Origin of the sequence: Moorena sp. SIO1G6, from assembly GCF_010672795.1 — a bacterium.
Taxonomy (GTDB): domain Bacteria; phylum Cyanobacteriota; class Cyanobacteriia; order Cyanobacteriales; family Coleofasciculaceae; genus Moorena; species Moorena producens.
The window spans coordinates 173,910-190,353 of the sequence record NZ_JAAHFZ010000003.1 but is presented as its reverse complement, the minus strand read 5'-3'; the positions used below and the strand labels follow the sequence as shown (position 1 = coordinate 190,353).

The window sequence follows — 16,444 nt, the reverse complement described above, 5'->3', positions numbered from 1 at the left end:
TTAGTTATTACCGAGGGATTTAATGTTTTAGGTTTGGAGTGTCAGGAATTCTCGTGGGAGCTTACTAATCACTCCTAAGCCTAGGTGAATAAGACTGGGCATGATCTTAATTCACCGTTGTCTAGCTCTTTCTATTTCTCAGTTTTTTATGTTCATCATAACTCATTAATTTATAAATTAAAGAGGATGACCTAATAAATTTAGTGTTGTCTAATTGTCTAGAATTGACAGTACCCATCTGGGGTACTCTTTGCTGATCACTGAACTGTCAATAAATTTCACAGTCAAGGGTCAAGGGTTAACAAATTGGATATCCTTTTCTGGGAAGTACGCTGGTAGAGGGTCTCGGGAGAGTACATTGGTTTTGGATGTCAGCTGCTGCTGGTCGAGGAGAATTGCGATCGCACTCTTACACACAAACAGGATCAAATCCCTTCCGGGACAAGTACGAGACCCTCTCAGAAACAAATTGGAGTAAGTCGAATTGTCCTGATCCCTCGGATCTAGCCACCGTTGAGGTACAAACGAATCCGTGGATGGGTCTAAAGATTTTTCCCGTTGCATGATTGGGAAAAAGTGCAGAATTTCCATGTCTGGCGGAATACGGGTGTTATTATACCTGTCGCCAGCTGTTGTAATGTGAAAGGTTCTGGTCACTGGAGGGAACAAACGACCAGTTTCCAACAAACAAGCTTCTAAATAGCTGAGTTTAGCAATGGTTGAGGCTTGCTCCAAGGAACCCGCTTCCTTGATTTCCTGTCGCACCCGTTCGAGCACCTTTGGTCTAGAGGTAATCATAGTCAGGGTTCTCGCCAGCAAGTCAGTCCCTGAACCAGTAAAAGTAAACATCCAGTGGGGGATTTGTTGTAGGAGTTCCTCTTCGGTAGTGTAGGGCTTTATGCCATGAGCCATAGACAACAGAGAGGGCTTTTCAGACGCTTCGCTGCCTTCCCAAAGCTGCTCAAGAGTTTCATAAAATTTTTCTAAACGCTTAGTTTCAAACCTTCCCAATACAATCCGCTTGATCGGATTTCCCACCATTGAGAATAACACCTGTATATCCTTGACCAACCGCCCAGGAGCAACATTTTCCCCAAACACGATGCCAAGCATTGCCTCACCCATACATTTCCGGATATCCTCAATGTTGGATACTGGCTTTGAAAAAGCATGATGTACCTGTTCGAGGAAAGCCTGTTGGTACTGGTGCTGGCAACCTGTGCCAAGCACTCCCTCGTTATAAGGTCTCAGGCGCTGCCACTGTTGATCATGGCTGATAGTGAGGGCGTTGGGAGCAAGGAAAGACATACCATCCTTCTTGAGATTGCCTTCGATATAGCCTTGGCTGTCCGGTGGGTCTTGTAAAATGTGGTCTGATAAGTCACGCCCAGATACTAGCAACACTTTCTTGATCAGAAAGTTTAGAATGACATTTTTACTACCATAGCGTTTGATTACATCACCAATCCAACCCCCTAATACTTTTTCAAGGTCGAAACCACGGGGGTTACGGATAAAGCCACTGGCTAGATTACCCAGAAGCCGTAACAAGTCGAGTACATTGGTAGAAGGGTAGGTGTTCATTATTCATTGCTAATTGTTTCGTTGACAAATCTTACTTGAGGCTTTACTGAGACTTATCCAGTAAGCATTCAGCCGTCAGCCGTGAGCTAAAAGCTCACGCTACTTGAGGTGCGGTCAGCTGACGTAACAGAGATTAAACCAATGCTTACTTGTTTTATTCAAAAGCTGAGAGCCGATAGCTGATAGCTGATAGCTGATAGCTGATAGCTGATAGCTGATAGCTGAATGCTTACCATATCCATTGCTTCTATTTTCCTTAAGGCTATCAGCTTAAGCCAGAATTTCTCAATCCACTCCCTAATCAGAACTAGTGGCTACTTTCTTGCATGCTTCTCACCACTTGGGTTACTAGATTTCGGGGCATAAATCTTATACTGAGGGCAAGCAACTGGTTTTTGAGACCAGGCACAACAACAGTTCGATTTTTCATCAGACCAAGATAGCCAATCCTAGCAACAGTTTCAGCAGTCATAATCTTTTGTCCACTAACCAGCTTAGAGTCTTCCATGTTTGCCCGAGCTTGAAAACCCGATTCTGTTGGTCCTGGACACAGAGTAGTTACCGTCACCCCTGAACCCTTGAGTTCATTGGCAATTGCCTCGGAAAAGGATAGGACATAGGCTTTCGTGGCATAATATACTGCCATCAACGGACCAGGCTGAAACGCTGCTGTGGAGGCAATATTTAAAATTTTTCCATACTGTTGTTGCACCATAGCTGGCAGAAATAATTTGGTCAAATGGGTCAGGGCTACTATGTTTAGCTGCATCATGGCTAGTTCAGTAGCCAGGTCTGTTTCAGCAAAAGCTCCATAGGTAGCGAATCCAGCGTTGTTGACTAGTGCATCAACCTTGATACCTTCCTCTTGGAGCTGGTCAAAAATCTCCTGTGCAGCTCCTGGAACTGACAAATCCTTCGGAATAACCCTGACGAATGTCCCAAATTTTTCCCTAAAACCCTCGGCTAGTTGAGATAGTTTCGACTCACTTCTGGCGACTAACACTAACTTGTAGCCATCGCGAGCAAATAACTTGGTAAATTCATAACCAATTCCACTGGATGCACCAGTAATCAGAGCCGTTTTCGGACGATCCTTTACCTGATTTTTTTGATTCATTTGAGGTGTATGTTTACAAAAATTAACCCAGAAAATCTTGAAGAATTATTTCGATAGCCTTTCCAAAGGAATTGGAAACAAGGATTAGAGTTTTGTCATTCCCAAAAATCCCTAGACACTTGATTAGCTCTTGCCTTTTGAATCTTGCCTTTTGCCTTTCCCTAAGGGATTATGTTCACAAATCAAATGGAAATGCTATGTAGGTTATAGTTATCCACTAGTAGTTGTAACTTAAATTACATTTTAAGCAGATCACCAGATCCTAGGGCAATCAAAAATCAAGCCAATAAAGCAAGCAAAGGGACTCTAGTTGAGGTATAGCATACTTTTGAGAAATTTAGGGAGAATGGGGGCGCTAGCTGAGGTAGGTGGTTCAGCTGCCAAAAATCTCTCTATTGCCTTGATAGTTATCCTCACAGGGAGCTTTTCCAAAACCGGATTGTTGTTAAAAAACTTAATAATCATGAAATATCAATGGTTGTTAAGTCATAATGGAAAGTGTTGGAAATTATAGTTTTTCGAGGAGAGACTTAACAAGATCCAACTGGGGAGCAAGATTTTGTCAGGACTTACCCAAAATTGGCGAACAAACGCCCTTATACAAATTTGTGATAGTTCAATGACTCCTCCCCCAACCTAAAGCAAGGGGATGGGGTCAAAGGGGATAGTCACTGACAGTAATTTATTCCTAGCCTAGGGACAGCGCATAGCAGAGAATCGGGCATCAGACCAAATAAGCGTCACAAAATAGAAAGGACAAAAGACAAATGACATCCTTATTGTTATTTACTATCAATAAGAGCATTAAATAGTTTTCCTAAAAAAATATTCGGCCAGCATCTGGAATGCTAGGCATTGAGCTTGTAGCTTGCTTTATTCCAACAAAAGCCAAGATTCAACTAAATCAAATGGAAAAGGATATAATTTTTGAACCTTTGGAGTTCCGAAACTTGACCCTAAAGAATCGGATCTTTCGTTCTAATATCTCTGGTCGATTTGACAACTATGATGGTTCCGGTAACCAGGCACGGATCAATTGGGAAGAGAAATTTGCCCGAGGCGGCGTCGGTGCAATCGTCTCTTCCTTTACACCGGTCCAAATCCGAGGACGAATTTTACCTAACTATGCCACGATTGACCGCGATGATAGAATTCCTTTCTGGCGCAAGGTCGGGGAGAAAGTACATGAATATGACTGTAAGTTTTTGATGCAACTGAGCCACTCTGGTCGTCAGCGGGATGTTGGTGGTGTGGAGAATTTGCATAATAAGGGTCTTAGTTCAACCAGTGAAACTGAGTCATTTCATGGGCTGGAGTGTCAGGCAATGACACGCAAGGAAATCAAGGAAATGATTCAGGCATTCGCTGATGGTGCCAGACGAGCTCGTGAGGCAGGACTTGATGGGGTAGAACTTCACAGTGCCAATGGCTATCTGATTACCCAATTTCTGAGTTCAGGCATCAACGACCGCAAGGATGAGTATGGCGGTTCTCTGGAAAATCGAGCTCGTTTCTTGCTGGAGATTATCCAGGGAATACGCAAGGAGGTAGGAAACGATTTTCACCTCCAGGCAAAAATCAGTGCAGTGGAATACAACGATGCTGTGATTCCTTGGGATAAGCCTGGGAATACCCTGGAAGACTCTATCCAAATCTGCAAGTGGGTCGAGGAAGCTGGAGCAGATGCCCTTCATATATCCACTGGAAGCTTATTTCCCCACCCGTTGAACCCACCCGGTGAGTTTCCCCGGGACGAAGCATCCCGATGGTACGAGATCATGCTCGGAAGCGGTATCTATACCTTCCGCAATTACTTACTGTTCCGGTATAGATTCCTATTTCCCATCTTCTTGTTCTTGTGGAACCGAGTTTACAGAAAGGGTTCGACTCAGCCGATAATCGGCAAAGATGTACAGGATAAAGCCTTGGACGACTCCTTCCGGGAGTTTGTATCAAGTCAAACCATGCAAGAACTCCTAGATAAATACCAAGGTATTAGCATCAGTGATGCTCGGGAAATCAAAAAGCATGTGAATATCCCAGTCATCTGCACGGGAGGTTTTCAGCAAGCATCCTACATCCGTGAGGCGATTAGTGAAGGATTCTGTGATGCAGTTAGTATCGCCCGTCCTCTGGTTGCCAATAATGACCTAGTCCAGCAGTTTCAGCAAGGAAAAGACCTGCCAGACCGACCCTGCACCTACTGCAACAGGTGCTTGCTCAATGCCCTACAAAACCCCCTAGGCTGCTACGATGTGCGCCGATACAATGATGACCACGACAAAATGATTGAACAGGTGATGACTGTATTTGATCCACCGCCATTCTCCTAATTCTTAATTATCTTTGTCAACAACGAAGAGTAAAAACCTCTTCTAAGAAACATTTCTGTTTCTTTACATCTATAGAAAATGCCATAGAGAATGCGATCGCTTTCCTCGAACGCTTGTTTCTATAGGAGTTAGGATATTACGGTAGATAGGGCTTGCTGCATCAAGGCAGAAGGCATACCCGACAAGGCTTTCAAGCCTTTTTTAACCAAACAAGTGCAAGGTTTTGGGATCTTGTCGCTCAAAAACCTTGCACTTTTGTGGGAAATCCCTGGGTTTTCTTGGGGAACCAAGCGGTGAAACTCAGATTTTTAAAGCTGTGTAGCCTCTAGAGTCGCTTTGTAGACTTATTCAGCAAGCCCTAGGTTGAGGGGGCACGGCTGTGTACCCCTACAAATGGCGTTAATTTTTCGATACAAGGGTAAGTCCTGATCTATTCAGGACTGAACACTTACGCACTATATTTAAACTGACGCACTATATTTATAGATCACAGGTAAGAAATTGATGAGTGAATCAGAAAACCCAACCCTACTCAAGGGTGTTTTCAAAAGCTTAAAGCGGTTTTGGCTTCTTATTATTGGAGTTGTACTGGTCATCACCCTAGTGATAGCTTGGCCGTTGATATCCAACTCCCCAGTTAGATATGCAGATATTAATGACCATTTTAAGTATGGTTCCATCGGCAGCGAGCCACTGAATGGAGTTCCCTACTGGATCTGGAAAGTACTGCCAGCAATTTTTCCAGATAAGCTACCCGGTGAGGGTTATGCTTCATTAGGCTTTATCTATGAACCAGGACAAGACAGACCCATCGGCTTTTCAAAGCGTCGGATTTTCGTTGACCGTGTTGGTTTAAATTGTGCAGTCTGCCATGCTGGTACAGTGCGAGATACCCCCGATAGTACACCCAGGGTAATCACCACCATGCCTTCCAATACGGTCGATCTATCGGGCTACATCAAGTTAATCTCCGAAGTAGCATTTGATCCACGATTCAACGCTGACCGGATTTTGGCAGAGATTGCAGCCCAAGGGGAAAAGTTCAACCCGATCCAGAAATTGATTTATCGCTACCTGGTTATTCCCCAGACTCGGGATGCTTTAATTGCTCAGGGTAGCCTACTCGCCTTTTTAGATAACCAACTTGATCGCGGTCCTGGGCGGGTGGATACTTTTAATCCCTATAAATCCCTGCAATTTCGCTTCCCAATGGATCACTTAGATCCTGATGAACTGATTGGTGGTGCAGATTTTCCCTCCATCTGGAATCAGAAGCCTCGTGAGGGTTTGCAGTTGCACTGGGATGGTGATAACGACTCGGTGGATGAGCGGAACCTGAGCGCTGCTTTGGGTGCAGGGGTCACACCAACCACGGTAGATTTGGATGGGATTCAACGGGTTGCTGATTGGCTGTGGGAATTACCACCCCCGCCCTATCCCTATGAGATTAACCAGAATTTGGCAGCAGTGGGTAAGCCAATTTATGAAAACAACTGCGCCAGCTGCCATGCTTTTGGTGGTTCAAAGGTTGGCAAGGTAACACCTATTGAAGAAATTGGTACAGACCGATATCGCCTGGATTCCTACACCTATGAACTGCTTTCTAATCAAAATACCCTCTTTGTCGGCACGCCACGGCGTTTCAAACATTTCCGCAAGACCAATGGCTATGCCAATGTGCCCCTAGATGGAGTTTGGCTACGAGCTCCCTATTTACACAATGGTTCAGTACCAACTCTCAGAGACTTGTTAGAAACCCCCGAAAACCGACCCAAAGAATTCTATCGAGGTGATGATGTTTTCGATCAGCAAAAGGTTGGTTTTGTTTCCGATGTAGCCGAGGATAATACCAAGGAATTCTTTAAGATTGATACAACAATTCCTGGCAATTTAAAGAGTGGTCACCTGTATGGAACTGACCTCTCTCCAGAAGCAAAAGATGCCTTAGTAGAGTACATGAAGACTCTTTAGTAAGGGATAAATGTCAACAATTATGGACAACAAAAATAAACCAATACATTAAACAAAGAGATTACAACAACAGATTCAAGCAAGAGGTAAAATGAACACTTACGCTAAATGGTTTGGTCGTGTGGTATGGCTTGGCATCATTATCAATGTGGTGTTTTTTGTCATTCCCTTATTGTTCTTCCCAGAAGTCATGCTTTCGTTATTAAAAATGCAAATTCCAGTGCCGATTATCTGGGTACGTGCTGCAGGGTTGCTGTTGCTGGAAATCAGTATTTTATACATTCCTGGTGCCATTGATCCCTATCGCTATAAAGCAACAGCTTGGATGTCGATATTGGTCACACGAGGTGGTGGAGCTACGTTTTTTATAACGGCTGTCTTGTTATTTGGTCAAGATCTGGGATTTCTGAGTATCGCTTTGGTTGACCTTGTCTTCGCAGTTATCCAAGGAATTCTATTATTCCTTGCCCTGCAAACTGGACAACCCCTTATTTCAGAAACAGCCAAGGGATTATCCTAACTTTTCGGTAATAGTGAGACTTATCACCTAGCACTGCACTCAGCACTATCTAGCAGTAGGGAGAACAATAACGTTATGGAAATGGTGAAGACGAAATTAGGGAAAATACTAATAACGATTGTGATTAGTATTTTCTTGCTGGCTGGAGTTGTAGCCTATGTGGGATGGTACAATCTATTTCGAGAAGACCCCAATCCTCCCACTTATTACGATTATGAGTCGCCAGAAGAACACTTCAAGTATGGTTCCATTGGCACAGAAAATGCTGAAGGTGTACCGTATTTAATTTGGCTGGTGCTTCCCCGGATATTTCCAGACCAACTACCAGGACCTGGTGGTTATACGTCTTTGGGAATTACCTGGGAAGAGGGGAAAGAATTGCCCATTGGCTTTTCTAAAAAAACTATTGGTTTTCCCCGTCAGGGCATAACTTGTGCTGCCTGTCATACGGCTACATTTCGCGAAAATCCTAAAGATAAACCTACCATTATTTTAGGAGGACCCTCAAGTAAGTTTGATTCTCAAGGCTACCTCCGATTTCTGCAAGATTGTGCCAATGACCCACGATTTACAGCAGACTATATTCTTGGAGAAATTGGATACAATTATGAACTTTATTGGTTTGATAAACTACTTTATCGCTATGTAATTATTCCTCAGACCAGGAAATCAATTCTGGAACTTGGGGAAGGATATGCTTGGATGGATTCCCGTCCGGACTGGGGACCTGGTCGAATCTCTCCATTCAACCCTGGCAAGTTTCGATACTTAGAACAGCCTCTAGATGATTCTGTTGACAACTCCGACATGATGTCGATTTGGAATCAAAAGATGCATGAAGGATTTGCCTATCATTGGGATGGCTTAGAAACGTCACTAACGGAAACCATCCAGACTGGGGCAATCGGGGATGGTGCTACTAGGAAGTCGATTAATATCGAAGGTTTAAAGCGGGTAGAAGATTATATTACTGAATTACCTCCTCCCCCATATCCTTTTGAGGTTAATCAAACATTGGCAGCAAAAGGTAGTGAGATTTTTGCTAATACCTGTGCATCCTGCCATGCTTTTGGTGGAGAACGGACAGGAACTGTTATTCCTATCGATGAGATTGGTACTGACCGCAACCGCTTAGATATGTGGACTCAGGAAGCAGCTGATGCTTATAATGAGTACGCTGAAGGCTATGAATGGGACTTTGACTACCTGCGTAAGACTAATGGTTATGTGGCAGTAGCCCTTGATGGACTTTGGCTAAGAGCTCCTTATCTCCATAATGGTTCGGTGCCTAATCTAACAAACTTACTGGAAACTCCTGAAAACCGGACGAAGGTATTTTACCGGGGATATGATGTCTATGATCCCGAAGAAGTCGGCTTTGTCTCGGAGGGCGCAAATGCTGAGAAGGAGGGTTTCAGATACGATACTAGCGTTATAGCTAACGGTAACCAAGGACATATTTATGGCACTGATTTACCTGAACAGGATAAGAAAGCCTTGATTGAGTATCTCAAAACTCTGTGATCTCCTTGACTGTCTAGAGCACTAGCATATGGGGGAGTTTATCTGCCCCATATGCAGCAATTAAACTAATTGTCTTTAGTGATATCTTTCACTTTCAGTTAAACGACAGTATTCTATATAACAATTATCAAAATAACCAAACTTTTTTTGGGCGACTCTACAAGCTAAAAACTAGTATTTTATTGTTTTTTCTACCCTCTTAAGTAATTCAATTCTCAGTGATTTGATTTAAGCGATCGCAAATCCCTCTTAGTTCGGTTTGATTACACACTGGATCTCGTGGTGCTGGCAATTCTGTGTTGGGCCATGTGGGTAGATCAAAACAGGGACAACAGGTTGGTGGTATCCCAGCCGTTTTAATGGCTAAAGGCATATCACAACGGGCACAAGGCAGTATATCCCACTTGGGTGTTAATAAATCCGCAATTGCTGCCTCAGTTCCTTCCAGGTAACAATCACCAGTCTCTGGTGAAATAGCTAGCTGCCAAATAGTTTCAAATTCTTGGCTGTAGTGCTTGCCATTTGTGAATGATTGCGGCTGCATAGCTGAAAAACCATTGCGCATCACAACTTTTTTGCCTAACTGGAACCAGTAGGTGAGATAGCGTTTGACTTGTGATTCAGATGCCATGGTTTTGTTAGTAGTTAGTTTTAATCCGTTAATGAACGACTGAGCTAGGAGGCTTCTTCTCCACTGCCGGTATCTTTCCCCTCTTGCGATGGATTTAATTAGGTTTGAGGTGATTCGCCAACAGTACCATTATAGGGTAATGGTTGACCCAGGGTACTGAGATTAAGCACATGACCACCGGTGACTAAGTAGACTGGATTAGCCAAGTGCCCCAAATAACGCACCACATTTCCCAAGCGATCGCGAAATGCCCTACCCATAGGATAAGCTGGAACCACTCCCCAGCCAGCCTCTTCTGCAACAAAAATTACAGAACCTTTAACCTTGGTCAAACTATTCCATAAGTTTTGTAAGGTTTGCTGCCAAACAGTATCATCCTGTTCTAGGCAATTGGCAACCCAGGTTCCTAGAGAATCTACTAACAGGCAGTGATTGATGTCAGAATAGTTGGTAATTGTTGTTGCCAAGTCCAGTGGTACCAAAAGGGTTGTCCACGAACTGGGGCGTCGCTGCTGATGTTTTTCAATCCGAGCCAGCCACTCTGGATCATCCGGGTTGGTTGTGGCAGTAGCGACGTATATTACCGATTTGCCAGTCTGCGTGGCCAGGGTTTCTGCCCACTCGCTTTTGCCAGACCTGGATGGTCCGGTGACTAAAATTAAATTACTGCTCAATTTTGTACTGGTAAATTTAGTAGTATTCAAGGCTATTGGGAGTTATCTTCGCTTTAGTCAAAATTAATAGACCCTATCGTCGAGAATAATGGGCATCTTAGCCCTTGACATCAACTATATTTACTCACAAAATCAGTCTTCATGAAATCCAAATTGCGACGGATCGAGACAACACTAAATCAGTTAGCAAAAGCTAGTGCCACTGATTCATCACAACCATCCCCAGCTGTGGCTGATCAAACTAATCACCAACAAGCAGGTGTAGTAAGTCGTAGAAATAAAAAGGAACCTTCTTTCTCTATGGCAGTACAACCGTTCCCCACTCGCCAGGATGAACAGAAGATACCGACTCTGCCTAGATTGAAATACCCTAAACTGGGAAACCATCGCCATGGTGCTAACCCAGCTTTGGCAATGAATCTGTTGCAAGACATTGAGGGAATTGTTCTGGGTTGGCAGCAGGAACTGCACAAAATCCTCCTTCAAATTCAAGACCTATACCTAGAAGGCCCAATTGTTGATGGTTGGTTAGAGTCTCAAGGGAGTCAACCCCAAGATGCCATAGGAACCGTAAGACTAGCCAATGGTGACCGGATGATGGACTATGTGGATGAAGGAGTTGAGCAATCGAATACTAATGTTACGTATCAATCTCCTCGTACTGGTTACCGTCTTTGTGGCTTGGATGAGCAGGGTCAATCTTGGTCAAGGTCTTGTCCAGCGGATCAGGTTCCCAGTGTGAGCATGGCCATCGCTCGTTATCAAAAACTGCGACAACTGTTAATTCGGAAAAAATACCTCGAAGACCGCCTCAGTCAACTAGCAGAAACATTAACTGTGATGCACTCTCAGCTGAATAAGCCTTAATTAAAGGTTTGCGATTGACCTTTGCTCACGCTTCGCAATGAAGCGAACGCGCCCCGCGTGGCCTACGGCCTCAGCTTCCGCGCTTTTGCGATCGCACTCACTATGGGCCGATCACTATGAGCCGATGCTTTGGCAGCTAAAAGCTACCTGGAATCTCTCTAACAAAGCCCAAATGGGGTTCGATGCGACCTGTAGTCATGCTCACCCAAGCTAGTCCTTCGGAAGTTCCGATCCACAACTTGTTACCAGTATTAGGAGCTAATGCCAGAATACGACTAGAAGGTAGCTTGCCTAGTTTAGCCAACACTTCTCCACTGTCTCGTTTAATTTTAAATAAGCCATTATCTGTACCAACCCAAACATTACCATCTAGATCAAACTGGACAGCAGTGACATTACGTCCTCTTAGGGGAGTTACAGACCTGAACACTTCGTAAGTGTCTGGGTTAATCACCAGTAAACTATTAGGAGTGCCAGCCCATAGCATTCCCTCCGGTCCTCTGGTCAAGGTTTGCACCGTGTTTCCTGGTAAATCCTTGATGCGAGCGATCACAAAAGCACTAGCAGTATCCACTCGCACTAGCCCTTCTAGAGTGCCCACCCACAGCTGACCCTCTTGATCTAGAGTCAGAGCATTGGCACTGACACCGGGTAATTTTTGTAACGTTGTCATCAACAATCCCTGGTCAGGGCTAATCAGAGCCAGACCGCGATCGCTTCCCACCCAAAGATAGCCACGAGTGTCAATCAACAGGGACAACACATTATTAGACGGTAAGGTAAAGTTTTGGGCATTAATTTCATTATTACGGGGGTCTATACGCAATAGTCCTTCATAGGTTCCTACCCAAATCCGCCCTACCCGATCCTGAGCTATCGCACCAACAGTGTAATTGGGGAGACTTAGGCGAGTGCGGATTTTTCCAGTATTAGGGTCAATTCTAGTTAATCCTAGCCAAGAGCCCACCCAAAGCTCACCAGTAAAATCCGGTTGCAAAGCAGACACCCGAAAATCTGCTGGTAGGGGCTGGGTTTCTTGCCTGAGGCGTTGATCAGGCAAAGGTCTAGTTGGGGGCGGAGGGTTTCTAAGGGAGGTGGGGGGGGATACCTCTTTGTTTAGCGAGTCAGTGGATAACTGTGTCTGAGCGATCGCTGTTGAGAAATGGTTGTTTGGCTCACTGTCTGGGATTGACACAGGTAAGATTTGCCCCAGCAGTGTAGCACTGACTACCAGAGCGATACGGTTAGTTAACCGATTAGTTAACCGGTTAGTTAAGCAGTTAGTTAACCATGCCATTATTTCCAGCATCTTCTTGATTAAGCCTTTAGTTGATCACGACTGGGTGCATCTCATATTTGAAAATGTTGCGTAGGATACGTAGGGTGCGTTAGGGGGGATTGCCATCATATTCAACTTCGTAGCCAGTAGCCCCGTAACGCACCACCGAAGGGCTCGCCGTCATTTTCAGCCTCGTAGCCAGCCTTGGGAAAGTCTGCCCCGTAACGCACCACGGGGTCAAACACCAAAAATGAGATGCATCCATCAGGACTTACCCTTGCATCCGTTGCTCAATCCTAATTTTAGGGGCGATTGTCGGGGCGCAATGGTTGCGCCCTCACGATCTATCGCGCAACTGTTCAAGTTTTATTTATCTGGTTTTGTTTTCTAAGCCCGCTGCCCAACCTTGTCAAGGAACCTATTATAGTCAATTTTATCGTTTTTGTTACAAAAATGTGATAAATATTTACATTGAGTGACGTTATAAGAGGAGCTGATACATTCCTAAAGAATATTTGAGGTTCAAGTGATCCCATTACCTGCTATATTTCAAAATGATTAAGAAATCCTGAATTGCCTTAGCGACTTGACCCACTAGCAACCGTGTACCAATCAGCGGAGCAGTCGGGTAAGTAAGTAAAGCTACAGGTAATCCCCAACATTAGCCACAAACAGGTGATTGTGGAATCGGTGTTGTGCCCTTCTTCAGGCTTAGACAACAAGCCTAGATGGGTTGTGTGTTCTCTTAGCTAGGAGCAACACACAACACTAAGAAAAGAAAATCTCTTCTAGCGATAGCAACATTCAGTAGTTCCTAAGGAAGCAACGCATGTCTTACTCATCAACCAGGACTCAGACAAAAGCTGGCTACGATGCCGGTGTAAAAGACTATAAATTAACCTATTATACGCCAGATTATACTCCAAAAGATACGGATATTTTGGCAGCGTTTCGCGTAACACCGCAGCCTGGTGTACCTCCGGAAGAAGCCGGTGCAGCGGTTGCAGCTGAGTCTTCTACGGGTACCTGGACAACAGTTTGGACTGACTTGCTGACTGACCTAGACCGTTACAAAGGTCGTTGCTACGACATCGAACCAGTACGTGGGGAAGACAACCAGTTCATCTGCTTTATTGCCTACCCACTGGATCTGTTTGAAGAAGGCTCAGTCACCAACATGCTGACCTCCATCGTGGGTAACGTATTTGGTTTCAAAGCTCTGCGAGCACTGCGTTTAGAAGACTTGCGGATTCCCATTGCTTACCTCAAAACCTTCCAGGGACCACCCCACGGGATTGTTGTAGAGCGGGACAAGTTGAATAAGTATGGTCGTCCTTTGCTCGGTTGTACCATTAAGCCCAAGCTAGGTCTATCCGCTAAGAACTACGGTCGTGCAGTATATGAGTGCTTGCGCGGTGGTCTGGACTTCACCAAAGACGACGAAAACATTAACTCCCAGCCCTTCATGCGCTGGCGCGATCGCTTCTTGTTCGTAGCAGACGCAATCCACAAATCCCAAGCTGAAACTGGCGAAATCAAAGGTCACTACCTCAACGTCACTGCTCCCACCTGCGAGGAGATGATGAAGCGGGCTGAGTTTGCTAAATCACTCAACATGCCCATCATCATGCACGACTACCTCACTGGTGGCTTTACCGCCAACACCACTCTGGCTCGTTGGTGCCGTGATAATGGGGTTCTGCTGCACATCCACCGCGCTATGCACGCTGTGATTGACCGTCAGAAACACCACGGTATGCACTTCCGTGTCTTGGCTAAGTGCTTGCGCATGTCCGGTGGTGACCACCTCCACTCCGGTACTGTAGTCGGTAAGCTTGAAGGTGAAAAAGGTATCACCATGGGCTTCGTTGACCTGATGCGGGAAGACCACATTGAGCAAGACCGCGAACGGGGTATTTACTTCACTCAAGACTGGGCTTCCATGCCTGGTGTAATGCCAGTGGCTTCTGGTGGTATTCACGTTTGGCACATGCCTGCGCTAGTCGAAATCTTTGGTGATGATTCCTGCCTACAATTCGGTGGTGGTACTCTAGGTCACCCATGGGGTAATGCTCCTGGTGCTACTGCAAACCGGGTAGCTCTAGAAGCTTGTATCCAAGCTCGTAACGAAGGTCGTAACCTGATGCGTGAAGGTGGTGACGTGATCCGGGAAGCTGCTAAGTGGAGTCCTGAGTTGGCAGTTGCTTGCGAACTGTGGAAGGAAATCAAGTTCGAGTTCGAGGCAATGGATACAGTCTGATGCAGTTTGAGCTGTGAAGTTTGAAGTATGAAACGCCATACTTTAGACTTCATACTTTTTCCAAACGACTGGGTTCAACCATGGATTTAAAACGAGTTGCGAAAGATACAGCCAAGGTGCTGGCTAGCTATATGACCTATCAAGCACTGCGGACAGTGGTAAACCAGTTAAGAGAAACCGACCCTCCTCGAGCGCTTTGGCTACAGTCTTTTTCCTCACAACAAAGTATCCAAGATGGAGACGTTTATCTTGAGGAATTACTGCGGGCTAAACCTGAATTTGCGTTGCGGATTATGACTGTGCGGCAACATATAGCGGAGGAAGTGGCCGAGTTCTTGCCTGAAATGGTTTGCACTACTATCCAGCAGTCGAATATAGAACATCGGCGTCGGCATCTTGAGCGCATCACGCAATTCACTATTCCAGATAACCCGACTAATTCTGAGCAGCAAACTGATTCGGATAACTAATTGGTTCAACCGAAGACGTGACCTGGTATCCCCCAAATTTCATACCTATACTTCAACAGAGAATCAAACAGAGCATCAAAATCTATGAAAACATTACCAAAAGAGCGTCGTTACGAAACCCTTTCCTACTTACCTCCCCTGAGTGACGCTCAGATTATGCGGCAAGTGGAGTACATCTTAGCGGAAGGTTACATCCCTGCGATTGAGTTCAACGAAAGCTCTGAACCAGAGATTTACTACTGGACATTATGGAAACTGCCTTTGTTCAAGGCTACCTCACCTAAAGATGTGCTAGCGGAAGTGGATGAGTGTCGCTCTGAATACCGCGACTGCTATATCCGGGTTGTAGGTTTTGATAACGTTAAGCAGTGCCAAGTTCTCAGCTTCATCATTCACAAGCCTAATGAAGGTGTTAGCCGCAGCCGTTGGTAACCGCAGCTTTTACTACTAAAGGCTAAGGCATTCATGGTTGAGTGAAATGCTATTATTAGCCCCCCGAGCGAGGGATTGCTCGCTCGGGGGGCTGTTTCATTCTTGACCCTAAAATTCAGGGGTGAGGAAGCCAAAGCCCCTTCTGGTCGGGGTTAGGGGTGAGTCCCATACTCCCAACTCCCGACCCAAATTTAAAAAACCTACTCCTGTGGGGTTCCCGTCAGTCGCGCTTTGCATCAAGATAACCAACTTTATCCAACAGTCAGGACTTAGGAGTTAGAAGTCATAATGAATTATAGCCCTTGCCCAATGGCTATAGATAGAACCTGGGTTAATTAATAAATTAACAATGACTAACAACGGCTCCAACAGATTAGATCGAATTGAAGCAACAATAGAACAGATGCTAGCTGTTCAACGTGAACTACAAGAAACACAATTAAGGTTTCAAGAGAACCAACAACAACAAGAAAGGATATTAGAACAGATCCTAGCTAGTCAACGTGAACTACAAGTTGGTCAACGTGAACTACAAGTTGGTCAACGTGAACTACAAGTTGGTCAACGTGAACTACAAGAAATACAATTAAGGTCTCAAGAAAAGCAACAACGACAAGAAAGGATATTAGAACGATTAATTGGATATAGCATCACCCAAGAATCTGACAAATTAGATTTAGAGGAAAGAATGAATGCCTTAGAGCAAAGAGTTAAAGGTTTAGAAAATCGGTGAATGACTTACACTAACTTGGCTCTAGTGGTATCTTTTTCTAGGCCAAGTC

General features: G+C 44.8%; 15 protein-coding genes. 9 read left to right on the top strand and 6 right to left on the bottom strand.

Going from position 1 to position 16,444, the window contains the following annotated elements; translation table 11 throughout:
* Positions 1-291 precede the first annotated feature (291 nt).
* Both F6K63_RS05115 and F6K63_RS05110 read right to left on the bottom strand, forming a co-directional pair.
* On the bottom strand, positions 292-1,584 hold the full coding sequence (locus F6K63_RS05115; protein WP_287311096.1) for a cytochrome P450: 1,293 nt from the start codon (positions 1,582-1,584) through the stop codon (positions 292-294).
* A gap of 307 nt (positions 1,585-1,891) precedes the next feature.
* A complete protein-coding gene (locus tag F6K63_RS05110; protein ID WP_008187946.1) occupies positions 1,892-2,701 on the bottom strand; it encodes an SDR family NAD(P)-dependent oxidoreductase in 810 nt (269 codons plus the stop codon).
* A 908-nt stretch (positions 2,702-3,609) separates the two neighbouring features.
* Here F6K63_RS05110 and F6K63_RS05105 point away from each other — a divergent pair.
* The 4 genes from F6K63_RS05105 (at position 3,610) to F6K63_RS05090 (ending at position 9,049) form a co-directional block, all read left to right on the top strand.
* Complete coding sequence (locus F6K63_RS05105) at positions 3,610-5,034, top strand: NADH:flavin oxidoreductase (RefSeq protein ID WP_287264773.1); 1,425 nt, start codon at positions 3,610-3,612, stop codon at positions 5,032-5,034.
* Positions 5,035-5,538: 504 nt separating this feature from the next.
* Positions 5,539-7,005: a c-type cytochrome gene (locus F6K63_RS05100; RefSeq protein ID WP_287311094.1), complete on the top strand. Its 1,467-nt coding sequence runs from the start codon at positions 5,539-5,541 to the stop codon at positions 7,003-7,005.
* A gap of 91 nt (positions 7,006-7,096) precedes the next feature.
* The gene (locus F6K63_RS05095; protein ID WP_287254884.1) at positions 7,097-7,525 is read left to right on the top strand and encodes a hypothetical protein; all 429 of its coding nucleotides are present in this window, start codon (positions 7,097-7,099) and stop codon (positions 7,523-7,525) included.
* A gap of 75 nt (positions 7,526-7,600) precedes the next feature.
* Positions 7,601-9,049: a c-type cytochrome gene (locus F6K63_RS05090; RefSeq protein ID WP_502708277.1), complete on the top strand. Its 1,449-nt coding sequence runs from the start codon at positions 7,601-7,603 to the stop codon at positions 9,047-9,049.
* Between the two features lie 208 nt (positions 9,050-9,257).
* On the opposite strand, the gene F6K63_RS05085 is transcribed toward F6K63_RS05090, so the two are convergent.
* Together F6K63_RS05085 and cobU are read right to left on the bottom strand one after the other, a co-directional pair.
* Positions 9,258-9,680: a hypothetical protein gene (locus F6K63_RS05085; protein ID WP_287311090.1), complete on the bottom strand. Its 423-nt coding sequence runs from the start codon at positions 9,678-9,680 to the stop codon at positions 9,258-9,260.
* A gap of 98 nt (positions 9,681-9,778) precedes the next feature.
* Entirely contained in the window at positions 9,779-10,384 is a 606-nt protein-coding gene (gene cobU, locus F6K63_RS05080) for a bifunctional adenosylcobinamide kinase/adenosylcobinamide-phosphate guanylyltransferase (protein WP_008187939.1), read from the bottom strand.
* Between the two features lie 111 nt (positions 10,385-10,495).
* Here cobU and F6K63_RS05075 point away from each other — a divergent pair, with 111 nt between their 5' ends.
* Positions 10,496-11,221, top strand: coding sequence for a hypothetical protein (locus tag F6K63_RS05075; RefSeq protein WP_008187938.1), 726 nt, complete (start codon positions 10,496-10,498; stop codon positions 11,219-11,221).
* 136 nt (positions 11,222-11,357) lie between these two features.
* Here F6K63_RS05075 and F6K63_RS05070 read toward each other — a convergent pair whose 3' ends face one another.
* A complete protein-coding gene (locus F6K63_RS05070; RefSeq protein WP_287311088.1) occupies positions 11,358-12,530 on the bottom strand; it encodes a ligand-binding sensor domain-containing protein in 1,173 nt (390 codons plus the stop codon).
* A 548-nt stretch (positions 12,531-13,078) separates the two neighbouring features.
* Positions 13,079-13,222, bottom strand: a complete 144-nt coding sequence (locus F6K63_RS05065) for a hypothetical protein (protein WP_287311086.1) — start codon at positions 13,220-13,222, stop codon at positions 13,079-13,081.
* A 107-nt stretch (positions 13,223-13,329) separates the two neighbouring features.
* Here F6K63_RS05065 and F6K63_RS05060 point away from each other — a divergent pair, with 107 nt between their 5' ends.
* The 4 genes from F6K63_RS05060 to F6K63_RS05045 all read left to right on the top strand — a co-directional run bounded on the left by F6K63_RS05060 (position 13,330) and on the right by F6K63_RS05045 (position 16,395).
* On the top strand, positions 13,330-14,760 hold the full coding sequence (locus F6K63_RS05060; RefSeq protein ID WP_008187936.1) for a form I ribulose bisphosphate carboxylase large subunit: 1,431 nt from the start codon (positions 13,330-13,332) through the stop codon (positions 14,758-14,760).
* Between the two features lie 80 nt (positions 14,761-14,840).
* A complete protein-coding gene (gene rcbX, locus F6K63_RS05055; RefSeq protein ID WP_287311084.1) occupies positions 14,841-15,230 on the top strand; it encodes a RuBisCO chaperone RbcX in 390 nt (129 codons plus the stop codon).
* A gap of 84 nt (positions 15,231-15,314) precedes the next feature.
* Positions 15,315-15,662: a ribulose bisphosphate carboxylase small subunit gene (locus F6K63_RS05050; RefSeq protein ID WP_008187934.1), complete on the top strand. Its 348-nt coding sequence runs from the start codon at positions 15,315-15,317 to the stop codon at positions 15,660-15,662.
* A gap of 349 nt (positions 15,663-16,011) precedes the next feature.
* Positions 16,012-16,395, top strand: a complete 384-nt coding sequence (locus tag F6K63_RS05045) for a hypothetical protein (protein ID WP_008187933.1) — start codon at positions 16,012-16,014, stop codon at positions 16,393-16,395.
* Positions 16,396-16,444 lie beyond the last annotated feature (49 nt).